The sequence below is a fragment of the Sulfitobacter sp. EE-36 genome (assembly GCF_000152605.1).
GTDB classification, from domain to species: domain Bacteria; phylum Pseudomonadota; class Alphaproteobacteria; order Rhodobacterales; family Rhodobacteraceae; genus Sulfitobacter; species Sulfitobacter pontiacus.
The window spans coordinates 769,743-781,833 of the sequence record NZ_CH959310.1 but is presented as its reverse complement, the minus strand read 5'-3'; the positions used below and the strand labels follow the sequence as shown (position 1 = coordinate 781,833).

Here is a 12,091-nt window from a genome sequence, read left to right as displayed (position 1 = left end):
TAGGGCTGGCAGCATGGTGGTTTGCAATTCAATGAGCGCTAACTCGGTTATCCGCACGTAAATGTATAAAGGCGACGATTTCACATGGCTAAGAAAGTAACAAAAGCGATTTTTCCGGTGGCAGGTTTGGGAACGCGGTTTTTGCCCGCGACGAAATCTGTCCCCAAAGAGATCATGACCTTGGTCGATCGCCCGCTGGTGCAATACGCCATCGACGAGGCCCGCGCGGCGGGCATCAAGGAATTCATCTTTGTCACCTCCCGCGGCAAGGGCGCGCTGGAAGATTACTTTGACCATTCTCCCGTGCTGGAGCAGGAACTGCGCTCCAAGGGCAAGACAGAGCTGATGGAGATCCTGAAAAGCACCAATATGGACAGCGGTGCCATCGCCTATATCCGCCAGCACAAAGCGCTTGGTCTGGGCCACGCGGTATGGTGCGCCCGTCGTCTGATCGGCAACGAACCTTTTGCGGTGATGTTGCCCGATGACGTGATCGCTGCCGACAAACCCTGCCTGCAGCAGATGATCGAAGCCTATAACGAGACCGGCGGCAACATGGTTGCGGCGATGGAAGTGAACCCTGAAAAATCCTCCTCCTACGGGATGCTGGACATCGACGAGGGTCAAACCGATGGTGAACTGGTCAAGGTGAAGGGCATGGTCGAAAAGCCCAAAGCCGAAGACGCGCCGTCGAACCTTGCCGTCATCGGCCGCTATATCCTGTCGCCAAACGTGCTGAAAAACCTGAACCAGCTGAAGTCCGGCTCGGGCGGGGAAATCCAATTGACCGACGCTATTGCAGCAGAGCTGACCCAAGGCAACGATGTCTATGGCTACCGCTTCAAGGGCCAGCGTTTCGACTGCGGCTCCAAGTCCGGTTTCCTGCAGGCGACCGTGTCCTTCGGGCTGGCACGTGAAGAGCTGCGCGATGATCTGCGTGCGTATTTGCAAGACATCATGCAGGGTGAAACCGCAGCGCAATAAGCGCAGGACGATAGGGACGGGCATATGGCGAATATCTTGGTCACCGGCGGTGCGGGCTATATCGGGTCGCACGCGTGCAAGGCGCTGGCCGCCGCAGGGCATACCCCCGTCACCTTCGATAATCTGGTCACCGGCTGGCGTGACGCAGTAAAATTCGGCCCGTTCGTGCAGGGTGACCTGCTGAACCGCGCCGAGATTGACGCCGCGTTTGAACAATACCAGCCGGTCGCCGTCATGCATTTTGCCGCGCTTAGCCAAGTGGGCGATAGCATGAAACAGCCCGGCACCTATTGGCGCAACAACGTCGAAGGGTCGCTGAACCTGATCGAGGCGACGGTCGCCGCAGGCTGCAAACACTTCGTCTTTTCGTCCACCTGTGCGACCTATGGCGATCAGGATAATGTCGTGCTGGATGAAAATAGCGCGCAACACCCGATCAACGCCTACGGGGCTTCCAAACGCGCGATCGAAGATATCCTGCGCGATTTCGAGGCGGCTTATGGCCTGCAAAGCGTGATCTTCCGCTATTTCAACGTGGCCGGTGCCGACCCCGAGGGGGAGGTCGGCGAATTCCACCAGCCCGAGACACATTTGATCCCGCTGATGCTGGACGCTATCGACGGCAAACGGGATGCGCTGACGATCTTTGGCACCGATTACGATACGCCCGATGGCACCTGCATTCGTGATTATGTGCATGTCTGCGATCTGGTCGATGCCCATGTTCTGGGGCTGAACTGGCTGCGAGAGGATAAGGGCAGTCGCGTGTTCAATCTGGGCACCGGCACCGGGTTTTCCGTGCGCGAGGTTGTGGAACACAGCCGCGAGGTCACCAACCGCGTCGTCCCCATGACCGAAGGCGACCGGCGGCCGGGCGATTGCACCAAACTGGTCTCGGGCTCGGTCCGCGCCGAGACAGAGCTGGGCTGGCGGCCCTCACGGTCGACCCTGCAGCAGATGATCACCGACGCGTGGAGATGGCACCAGACCGGCCACTATAGCGCATGACCGACAGCGCCGCTGTTCCCGCGTCGCGAGGGGCCCGGCTATGGGGTGCCTATCGGATGCGGTTGAAACGGCGGCGGCTGCTGTGGCGTGCATTTCGGTCGCGGCATCAGTTGAAGGCACCAACGCGGCCCGCCATTCCGCGTGACGGCGTGCTCGCCTTTGTCGTGCTGCGCAACGAGGCCGCGCGGCTTCCATATTTTCTGGATCACTACCGCGATCTTGGCGTTGCGCATTTTCTGATGATCGACAATGGCAGTGACGATGGCAGTACCGAAATGCTGGCGGCACAGCCCGATGTGACCCTGTGGCAAACCTCTGCCAGCTATCGCGCGTCGCGGTTCGGGCTGGACTGGCTGAACTGGCTGCTGTGGCGGCATGGGCACGGGCGCTGGTGTCTGACCGTCGATGCGGACGAGCTGCTGGTCTATGACCAGATGGAGACGCGGAAACTGCCCGCGTTGACCGATCAACTTGAGCGTAAAGCGCGCAAAGGGTTCGGCACGCTGATGCTGGATATGTTCCCGAAGGGCCCATTGGGTGCGCAGTTCTATGCCCCCGGCCAAGACCCGGCGCAGGTGCTGGATTGGTTTGACCCCGCCCCCTATCGGGCGGTGCGCCAGTGGCCGATGAACAATCTCTGGGTGCAGGGTGGTGCCCGCGAACGGGTTTTCTTTGCCGATCGTCCCAGCCAGTCACCGACGCTGAACAAGATACCGTTGATCCGCTGGCATCGGCGCTATGTCTATGTGAATTCGACCCACTCCCTACTGCCGCCCGCGCTGAATGACATCTACGACGGGCCGGGGGGGAAGACGGCCTCGGGTGTGTTGCTGCACAGTAAGTTCCTGCCAGAGATCATTGCGAAGTCCCGTCAGGAAAAGGCACGGGGGCAGCATTTTCACAACCCGGAACAGTTTGACGGTTACTATGACCAGATCGCCGACGCGCCCGATCTGTGGCACGCAGAGGCGCGGCGCTATACCGGGCCGGCGGATCTGGAAGACTGCGACCTGATGCGCAGCCCCTGGGCTTGATATTCCCCGGTCCTGACCGTCATTCCGGCAACGCGTAACTGTTTCAAAGTACGTTGTTTATGAACACGGCCCATGACATATTGGCTTGGAACCTGATGGGATGAGGGCCTTAGGCCGGCGGGGCATTCCGCGCAGGGTATGGAGAACACGTGAGCCTTTGGGATTCTTACAGAATGCGCGTGCGGCGCAAGCGGCGGTTGATCCGGGCGCTGCGCAAGTCGTCCGAGCTGACACATGTTCAGGACAACACCAGCGCCATCCGTCCCGACGATGTATTGCTTGTCTGCACCATGCGGAACGAGAAAATCCGGCTCCCGTATTTCCTGGAGTATTATCGAGAGCTGGGGATCAACCACTTTCTCTTTGTCGATAACGGGTCCGACGATGGCAGTGCCGATTACCTGCGCGGGATGAAGGATGTCTCTGTCTGGCATACCGACGCCAGCTATCGGCGGTCGGGGTTCGGTGTCGACTGGATGAACTACCTCAAACGCAAATACGCGCATGGGCATTGGGTGCTGGTGGTCGATCCGGATGAGTTCTTTGTCTATCCGTTTTGCGATACGCGGCCGGTTCAGGCGCTGACCGACTGGCTGGACAACTGCGAGATCCGCAGCTTTAGCGCGATGCTGCTGGATGTCTACCCCAAGGGACGGCTGGGGGATGAACCCTATCAAGAAGGGCAGAACCCGATGGAGATCGCATCCTGGTTCGACAGCGGCAACTACGCGATCTCGCGCAATGCCAAATATGGAAACCTGTGGATACAGGGCGGGCCGCGTGCGCGGGTATTTTTCAAACACAAGCCCGCCAAGGCCCCCGCGCTGAACAAGGTGCCCCTGGTCAAATGGGACCGGCGCTATGCCTATGTCAGTTCCACCCATATGCTGCTGCCGCGCGGGTTGAACCGTGTCTATGACGAATGGGGCGGAGAGAAAGCATCAGGCGTGCTGCTTCATGCCAAATTCCTGGATACCTTTAGCGCCAAGGCCGCAGAGGAGCTTGTGCGCGGCCAGCACTATGCCAAATCCATCGAATACAAGACCTATGCCAACAACCCCGACCAGAACCCGCAGCTATGGGGCAAGTGGTCCGAGAAATATATCAACTGGCGCCAGCTCGAGATTCTCGGTCTCATGTCCAAGGGGAACTGGGCATGAGCGTCGGGATCGTCATGCTGGTGCACACCGCGCTAGGCCGCGCCGAACAGGTCGCGCGGCATTGGGCGGCGGCGGGTTGTCCGGTGGTGATCCACGTCGATAAATCGGTGCCACGCCAGACCCATGATGCTTTTGTGCAGGCGTTGGCGGATGTGCCCGCACTGGTGTTCAGCAAAAGATACCGTTGCGAATGGGGGACATGGGGGCTGGTGGCCGCCTCGCAAACCGCGTCCGAGATGATGCTGAACCGCTTTCCGGATGTGCGCCATGTGTATCTGGCATCGGGGTCATGCCTGCCGCTGCGTCCGGTGAAAGAGCTGATCGACTATCTTGCCGCCCGCCCGCGCACCGATTTTATCGAAAGCGCCACCACAGCCGATGTGCCCTGGACCGTTGGCGGGCTGGACGAAGAACGTTTTACCATGCGTTTTCCCTTCTCGTGGAAACGGCGGCGCTATCTGTTCGACAAGGCGGTGGCTGTGCAGCGCTTTATCGGGCTCAAGCGGCGTATCCCCAAGGGGGTCGTGCCGCATATGGGGTCGCAATGGTGGTGCCTGACGAGGCAAACCCTGTCGGCGATCCTGCAAGACCCGAAACGCGCGGCATACGACGCCTATTTCCGCCACGTCTGGATACCGGATGAAAGCTACTTCCAGACGCTCGCCCGGCTGTATTCGACCCAGATCGAAAGCCGGTCGCTGACCCTGTCCAAGTTCGATTTTCAGGGCAAGCCGCATATCTTTTACGACGATCACCTCCAGCTTCTGCGGCGGTCCGATTGCTTTGTCGCGCGCAAGATATGGCCCAAAGCGGATAGGCTCTACGAGGCGTTCCTCACCGATGAGGCGGGTGCCATGAAGCGGACAGAGCCGAACCCCGGCAAGATTGACCGTGTCTTTGCCAAAGCGGTTGAACGGCGTACGCGGGGGCGGGCGGGGCTCTATATGCAAAGCCGCTTCCCCAATGAAGATTGGGAAAACGGCGTCACTGCCGCGCCCTATTCCGTGTTTCAGGGCTTTGTCGAGCTGTTCGAGAACTTTGAACCCTGGCTCACCAAATCCACCGGCGCGCGGGTGCATGGACATCTGTTCGCACCGGATCGCGTGCATTTTGCCGATGGGCAGAACTCGATCAACGGGGCGCTGAGTAATAGCGCCAAGATACGCGACTACGACCCCAAGGCGTTTCTGACCAATCTGATCTGGAACACCCGTGGCGAACGTCAATGCTTCCAGTTCGGCCCGCAGGACAATCAGGATATCGTCTGGAACATCGCCAAGGATCCGAATGCGCAGGTGTCGGTGATCACCGGGGCTTGGGCCGTGCCGCTGTTCCGGTCCAATCAGGATTTCGCCGACATTCGCCGCACCGCCGCCGCGCTGCAAAAGATCGAAAGCGAACATATGAAGGTGCTGCGGTCGCATTACGCCAAGGCGCGGGTGCGTATCTGGACGATGGCCGAATTTATCGAAGCCCCGATGGAGCCGCTGCAAAGCATTCTGGACGAGATCGGGCAGGTCAAAACCGGTCGTCTGTCCGAGGTACCAAAGATGGCGGATCTCACCGGCTTTGGCCAATTCCTGCAGAACCTCAAGAACCAGGGGATGCACCCCTATCTGATGGGCGACTTTCCTGTTGAACGTGGCATGTCGGCCCCCCAGAAACCGCCGCGCAAACCCTATCTGGTGCAGTAAATATGAGTTCTAAATTCAAAAGCTTTGTCGTCTTTGCTGAAATGCGCACGGGCTCCAACTTTCTGGAGAGTAACCTGAACGCCTTTGACGGGATCACTTGCCACGGCGAGGCCTTCAACCCGCATTTTATCGGCTACCCCAAAAGCACCGAGATTTTGGGCATAGACCAGCAAACACGGGACGACGACCCGACAAAGCTGCTGGTTGCGATACGCGACAAGACCAAGGGCATCGGCGGGTTTCGCTATTTCCACAACCACGACCCGCGCGTTCTGGATCCGCTGCTGAAAGACGACACCTGCGCCAAGATCATCCTGACGCGTAACCCTGTCGAAAGCTACGTCAGCTGGAAGATCGCGCGCAGCACGGGGCAGTGGAAACTGACGGATGTGAAAGCGCGGAAAAAGGCGCAAGCCGTCTTTGACGAAGAAGAATTCTCGGACCACCTAGAGGCGCTTCAGGCGTTCCAGCTGACACTGTTGAACCGGTTGCAGAAGCTGGGGCAGACGGCGTTTTACGTGGCCTATGAGGATCTGCAAAGCGTCGAGGTGATGAACGGTCTGGCGCGGTATCTGGGCGTGGATCATCCGCTAGAGGCGTTGGATAAAAGTCTGAAAAAGCAGAACCCCGACCCGATCTCGGCCAAGGTCAGCAATTATGACGATATGCTGGATGCGCTTGGCCGGATGGATCGCTTCGACCTGACCCGCACCCCGAATTTTGAACCCCGCCGCGGGCCGGTGGTGCCGTCCTATGTCGCGGCGGCCGAAGCTCCGTTGCTTTATTTGCCCTTGCGCAGCGGGCCAGAGCCGCAGGTGCTGGACTGGATGGCGGCGCTGGATGGTGTCGGGCGGGACAAGCTGCAAACCAAGTTGAACCAGAAACAGTTACGCCAATGGAAGCGCCGGCATCCCGGTCACCGCAGTTTCACCGTGCTGCGGCATCCGGTGGACCGTGCTCATGACGCGTTCTGCCGGCACATCGTGACCACGGACAAAGGCAGCTACCCGCAGCTGCGCACGACGTTGATCAACCGCTACAAGCTGCCGCTGCCGAAAGGCGAACCGGACCACAGCTATGACGCCGATGCGCATCGCGCGGCGTTCAAGGCGTTTTTGACTTTCCTCAAGGGGAATCTGAACGGGCAGACAGCAATTCGTGTGGATCAGGCGTGGTGCACGCAGGCGCAGGCGGTACAGGGTTTCGGCGAATTCGCCTTGCCCGACCGGATCATCCGCGAGGATGAGCTGGCCCCAGAGCTGTCAGCCTTGGCGCAAAGCGTCGGGGTGCAACCGCCCGCAGCCTTGCCCGCACGACCCGCAACCCACCCCTATGCGCTGGCCGACATCTATGATGCCGACATCGAAAAACGCGCATCCGACGCGTACCAGCGGGACTATATGATGTTCGGGTTCAAAAGCTGGGGGTAGCGCCGCTTAGGCGGCCTGCGTTGCCTGTGCTTCGGTCAGAATCGCGTAAAGCGTGGCAGGGTCCGGGTTGGCCCGCAGCTTAGAGCAGACAGAGGCATTGCGCAGTGTACGCGACACCAGCGCCAGCGCCTTGAGGTGTTCGACACCCGCGCTTTCAGGGGCAAACAGGGCAAAGGCGATATCGACCGGCTGGCGGTCGACCGCGTTGAAATCGATCGGCTTGTCGAGAAGCACAAAGGCCCCCAGCACATTGTCCAGACCTTCAAGCCGCGCGTGGGGCAGCGCGACCCCGTGGCCCACGCCTGTCGGACCAAGGGATTCGCGCGTCATCAAGGCTTCGACCACCGCGGCGGCTTTCAAGCCGTAAGCATTATGCGCCAGCTCCCCGATATCGTGGAGCAGGCGTTTCTTGCTTGAGGCCGATGTGAGGACTTTGACAGCCCCCGGCTTTAGGAGTTTCGCAAAATTCATTCTGCTCGCTCTGCTCTCGGCCGCTGATGGGTCCGGTTTGTGTTACGACGGATCGATCCAGCCGATGTTGCCGTCATCGCGACGGTAGACAACGTTTACGCCTTCTTGACCGTCTTTGCGGAAGACCACGACAGGCGTTCCCGAAATTTCCATCTGCATCACAGCTTCACCCACAGACAAGGTCGCGATCTTGGTCTGCATTTCCGCGATGATCATGGGTTGGAGTGTTTCGGGTTCCTGCGCGTCTGAATCGCTTTCTGAGGCGAGGATATACGAGGATGCACCGAAAAGTTCAACCGGTTGCGCACGCTCGCGATGGTGATCTTTCAACCGTCGCTTGTAGCGCCTCAGCTGCTTTTCCATCTTTGCTGCACATGAATCGAAAGATCCATAGATATCAGTAGCATGCGCTTTCGCTGACGCCGTAAGGCCAGTCGATAGGTGCACCGTCGTTTCGCAGACGAACTCGTGACCGGATTTGGAAAAGATGACATTCGCGTCCGTCGGACGCTCAGCATACTTCTGGACAGCTTCGCCCAATTCCGTTTTCACATGCGTTTGCAGGGCTTCGCCGATGTCGATTTGTTTGCCACTGATTTGGTACCGCATAAATTCTCCTTGTTCTTATGATCCGGACAACACCATAGGCCGCATAAAATGCGGTAAAGGCGGGGTCAGATGCGGGTGAATGACGATGCGACGAGTTTGAGAGACACCATCCCTTTGGGAAGGGGGGGGATGCAGCACAAACATGATACGCCGTCTCGCCATAGTCCTATTGAGCGCGTGATTGGGCCGCGTTGTCAAATGAATCCGGCGCATGGATGTGCGGAAACTAGCGCAATATGTCTGTAGTTGATTAGGAAATGCGGAAGTTATCGCCCAGGTAGACCCGGCGCACATTCTCGTTCTGCACGACCTCTTCGGGGGTGCCGGACATCAACACAGTACCTTCGTGCAAGATGTAAGCACGGTCCACAATATCCAATGTTTCCCGCACGTTATGGTCGGTGATCAGCACGCCGATGCCGCGCTTTTTCAGATCGGCAACCAGATGGCGGATGTCATCCACCGAAATCGGGTCCACGCCCGCAAAGGGCTCGTCGAGCAGCAGGTATTTGGGATCGGCCGCCAGACAGCGGGCGATTTCCACGCGGCGACGCTCCCCGCCTGACAGGGCCAAGGCAGGCGCACGGCGCAGGTGTTCGATGGAAAATTCCGACAGCAAGGCTTCAAGCCGTTCACGCCGCCCGCGCGCGTCAGAGATAGAGATATCCAGAATCGCCGAGATATTGTCTTGCACGCTCAGCCCGCGAAAGATGCTCATCTCTTGCGGGAGGTAGCCGATGCCAAGCTGTGCGCGGCGATACATCGGCAGGGTGGTGACGTTCTTGCCATCAATCGTGACAGTGCCGCCTTCGGGCATGACCAGCCCGGCCACGGCGTAAAACGTGGTCGTCTTGCCGGACCCGTTCGGCCCCAGCAGGGCAACAACCTCGCCCCGGTTCAGCTCCATCGAGAAGTCGCGGATCACAGTTTTCTTGCGGTAGGATTTACGCAGGTGTTCGATGCGCAGACCGCTTGCGCCATCCGTGACCGTCAAATTCGGGGAAGACATCAGTTGTTGCTGCCCGTTTGCAGGATTGTTTTCACGCGGCCGGACATCTGCGCCGTGCCGTCCGACAGCTTGACGCTCATGGTGTCAGAGCTGAGCGCATTGCGCCCTTGGGTCAGCAACACGTTCCCCGACATCACGATCGTGCCCGTGTCGATGTCGTAATCCGCGCGCTCTGATTCGGCGGCGTCCTTGCCCGAGACAAGGGTCACACCGCCCGTCGCTTCAAGCCGCGCGATGCCTTCAGCCTCGGCACGGTACACAACCAGAACGCGTGCAGCGGACAGGCGCATCTCGCCCTGACCGATCAGCACATTCCCAGTGAAAACAGCCGATCCATCCCCTTGATCGACGGACAGGTTGTCGGCGGTCACCTCGACGGGCAGGCCGGTATCCTGACGGATCGACCCAAAGGCCACATTGGTCCCTTGTGCGGCGATTGGCATCGCGGAAAGGAGCAGGAAAACGGGCAGCAGTAGGTGTTTCACGTGCGTCACTCTGATTTGGATTTCGGTTTGTATATCAGCTTCACCCGGTTTGTGAAAACCAATTGGGGGGCGATTTGATCATCTGTTTGCGTTATCGACATGGCACCAGCCTCCAGCGTACCACCTGGAGTAGTGCCGTGGACCGCGCCCGGCGACTGGATATTCAGCCCCGACAGTTCTGACGTGATCTTTTCGCTTTGCAACCGGTATCCGGTCGAGGTCGTCAGGATCACCTTGCCCAGCAGATCGGCCACATCCTCGGCAATGTCAAAATCGGCGAGATCCGATTGCAGGCGAAAGGTCGATCCCTCGGGGGTGTTGATCGTCGCACGCAGGTTTTCGGCGTGGTTCATGCCGGTCTGCCCGTCGGGGCGGGTGAGCACATCGGCATAGAACGACAGCTCGTCCCCCTCTGACGTTGCGCCGGTAAAGAAGGGGCCGGTGATCTGCTGGTCGCGCAGGCGATCTTGCACCTCTTTCTCCGCAAAGGGGATGGCCTGCCCGGGATCAATCGCGCGCGACAGCAGGAACAGGGTCGACAGCAGGCCAAGCGCTGCCAAGGGGAACAGCACCTTGAGCCAAGAGATCAGCCTTGTGTAACGGTCCCCCTGCATCGCGCCCTAGCCCAGACCGACGCGTAGGCAGTCGTGGATATGCAGCAGACCCGCGGGGACGTCCCCTTGGGCGGGGTCCAGCACCAGCAGACAGGTGATCTTGCGGGCGTTCATGATGCCCACGGCCTTTTCCGCCAGCGCGTCGGGTGCGACGGTGACAGGGGTCGGCGTCATGACCTCGCGCGCGGTTTTGGACATCAGCCCCTCAAGGTGACGCCCCAAATCGCCGCTGGTGATGATACCGGCCAGCGCGCCGTTGCTGTCGGTGACAATCACCACGCCAAAGGATTTACTGCTCATCGCCATCAGCGCGTCGGACATCGGGGCATCGACCTGCACCAGCGGAAGCGCATCGCCCGTGTGCATCAGATCAGCGACGCGGCTAAGCCGTGCGCCAAGTTTGCCACCGGGGTGGAATTCGCGGAAATGTTCGGCGGTGAAGGCGCGGTTTTCCATCAGGGCAATCGCCACAGCATCCCCCATCGCCAGTGTCATCGTGGTCGATGTCGACGGTACCACGCCGGTCCCGCAGGCCTCTGCCAGTTGCGGCAGTTCCAGCACCACGTCGCATTGCGCGCCAAGGCTGCTTTGCGCGCGGCTGGTGATGCCGATCAGCGGGATGGAAAAGCGGCGCGAATAGGCGATCAGATTGGCCAGCTCCGGCGCTTCGCCCGAGTTCGAGATCGCAAGCACCACATCATCGCCGGTGATCATCCCCAGATCGCCGTGGCTTGCCTCGGCAGGGTGGACGAACTGCGCGGGCGTGCCCGTGCTTGCCAACGTCGCGGCGATCTTTTTGGCGATATGGCCGGACTTGCCGATGCCAGTGACAATCACCCGCCCACGGGTCGCGACCAGCAGGTCGATCGCCTGACGAAAACGGTCGTCCAGACTGTCGGCCAGTTGTTCAAGCGCTTGGGCTTCGGTGCGGATGACGCGGCGGGCGGTATCTAGGAAAGGTGTGGTCATGCGTGTGCAAAAATATCCGTTTCGGGCCAGCCGTCCAAATCGAGTTGGGCACGGGTTGGCAAAAATTCAAAACACGCTTGCGCGAGCTCGATGCGTCCTTCGCGGATCAACATCTGGTTCAACACGTCCCGCAGCTTGTGCAGGTGCAGCACGTCCGAGGCGGCATAGTCGATCTGCGCTTTGGTCAGCGTCTCGGCACCCCAATCGCTGGATTGCTGCTGTTTGGAGATATCGACGCTCAGCAGTTCTTGGCAGAGTTTGGCAAGCCCGTGGCGGTCGGTATAGGTGCGCACAAGGCGGCTGGCGATCTTGGTGCAATAGACCGGCGCGGCCTTGGCCCCAAAGGTGTTCAGCAAAGCCGCGATGTCAAACCGGCCATAGTGGAACAGCTTGAGCACATGCGGGTCTTCAAGCAGGGCACAAAGATTAGGGGCCTCGGTCTGGCCCTTGGCAATCTGGACCAGATGCGCGTTCCCGTCACCGCCGGACAACTGCACCACACACAGCCGGTCACGGTGCGGATGCAGCCCCATGGTTTCGCAATCGATCGCGACCATCGGTCCAAGGTTCAGCCCGTCGGGCAGGTCATTTTGGTAAACTGTATTTGTCATGCCCTCCCTATAT

13 protein-coding genes are annotated in these 12,091 nt (G+C 59.6%); 6 read left to right on the top strand and 7 right to left on the bottom strand.

Annotated elements, in window-relative coordinates; genetic code table 11:
• Window positions 1–84 precede the first annotated feature (84 nt).
• The 6 genes from galU to EE36_RS06390 all read left to right on the top strand — a co-directional run bounded on the left by galU (window position 85) and on the right by EE36_RS06390 (window position 7,310).
• On the top strand, window positions 85–984 hold the full coding sequence (gene galU / locus EE36_RS06415; RefSeq protein ID WP_005850578.1) for a UTP--glucose-1-phosphate uridylyltransferase GalU: 900 nt from the start codon (window positions 85–87) through the stop codon (window positions 982–984).
• Window positions 985–1,008: 24 nt separating this feature from the next.
• The gene (gene galE, locus EE36_RS06410; RefSeq protein WP_005850576.1) at window positions 1,009–1,992 is read left to right on the top strand and encodes a UDP-glucose 4-epimerase GalE; all 984 of its coding nucleotides are present in this window, start codon (window positions 1,009–1,011) and stop codon (window positions 1,990–1,992) included.
• Complete coding sequence (locus EE36_RS06405) at window positions 1,989–3,026, top strand: glycosyltransferase family 2 protein (RefSeq protein ID WP_005850574.1); 1,038 nt, start codon at window positions 1,989–1,991, stop codon at window positions 3,024–3,026. Before galE ends, EE36_RS06405 begins: the two co-directional genes overlap by 4 nt.
• A 173-nt stretch (window positions 3,027–3,199) precedes the next feature.
• Window positions 3,200–4,186, top strand: a complete 987-nt coding sequence (locus EE36_RS06400) for a glycosyltransferase family 2 protein (protein WP_005850572.1) — start codon at window positions 3,200–3,202, stop codon at window positions 4,184–4,186.
• Complete coding sequence (locus tag EE36_RS06395; protein WP_005850570.1) at window positions 4,183–5,880, top strand: beta-1,6-N-acetylglucosaminyltransferase; 1,698 nt, start codon at window positions 4,183–4,185, stop codon at window positions 5,878–5,880. The genes EE36_RS06400 and EE36_RS06395 overlap by 4 nt, the downstream gene beginning before the upstream one ends.
• 2 nt (window positions 5,881–5,882) lie before the next feature.
• The gene (locus EE36_RS06390; protein WP_005850568.1) at window positions 5,883–7,310 is read left to right on the top strand and encodes a hypothetical protein; all 1,428 of its coding nucleotides are present in this window, start codon (window positions 5,883–5,885) and stop codon (window positions 7,308–7,310) included.
• A 6-nt stretch (window positions 7,311–7,316) separates the two neighbouring features.
• Here EE36_RS06390 and EE36_RS06385 read toward each other — a convergent pair whose 3' ends face one another.
• From EE36_RS06385 to EE36_RS06355, 7 genes are all read right to left on the bottom strand, one after another.
• Complete coding sequence (locus tag EE36_RS06385; RefSeq protein ID WP_005850566.1) at window positions 7,317–7,781, bottom strand: PTS sugar transporter subunit IIA; 465 nt, start codon at window positions 7,779–7,781, stop codon at window positions 7,317–7,319.
• A 42-nt stretch (window positions 7,782–7,823) separates the two neighbouring features.
• Window positions 7,824–8,390, bottom strand: coding sequence for a ribosome-associated translation inhibitor RaiA (gene raiA, locus EE36_RS06380; protein WP_005850565.1), 567 nt, complete (start codon window positions 8,388–8,390; stop codon window positions 7,824–7,826).
• Window positions 8,391–8,640: 250 nt separating this feature from the next.
• Complete coding sequence (gene lptB / locus EE36_RS06375) at window positions 8,641–9,399, bottom strand: LPS export ABC transporter ATP-binding protein (protein ID WP_005850564.1); 759 nt, start codon at window positions 9,397–9,399, stop codon at window positions 8,641–8,643.
• Complete coding sequence (locus EE36_RS06370; protein ID WP_005850563.1) at window positions 9,399–9,893, bottom strand: LptA/OstA family protein; 495 nt, start codon at window positions 9,891–9,893, stop codon at window positions 9,399–9,401. Before EE36_RS06370 ends, lptB begins: the two co-directional genes overlap by 1 nt.
• Entirely contained in the window at window positions 9,890–10,498 is a 609-nt protein-coding gene (locus tag EE36_RS06365; protein WP_005850562.1) for a hypothetical protein, read from the bottom strand. Before EE36_RS06365 ends, EE36_RS06370 begins: the two co-directional genes overlap by 4 nt.
• A 6-nt stretch (window positions 10,499–10,504) precedes the next feature.
• A complete protein-coding gene (locus tag EE36_RS06360) occupies window positions 10,505–11,467 on the bottom strand; it encodes an SIS domain-containing protein (RefSeq protein ID WP_005850561.1) in 963 nt (320 codons plus the stop codon).
• Window positions 11,464–12,078, bottom strand: coding sequence for a ribonuclease D (locus EE36_RS06355; protein ID WP_005850559.1), 615 nt, complete (start codon window positions 12,076–12,078; stop codon window positions 11,464–11,466). Before EE36_RS06355 ends, EE36_RS06360 begins: the two co-directional genes overlap by 4 nt.
• Window positions 12,079–12,091: the final 13 nt, after the last annotated feature.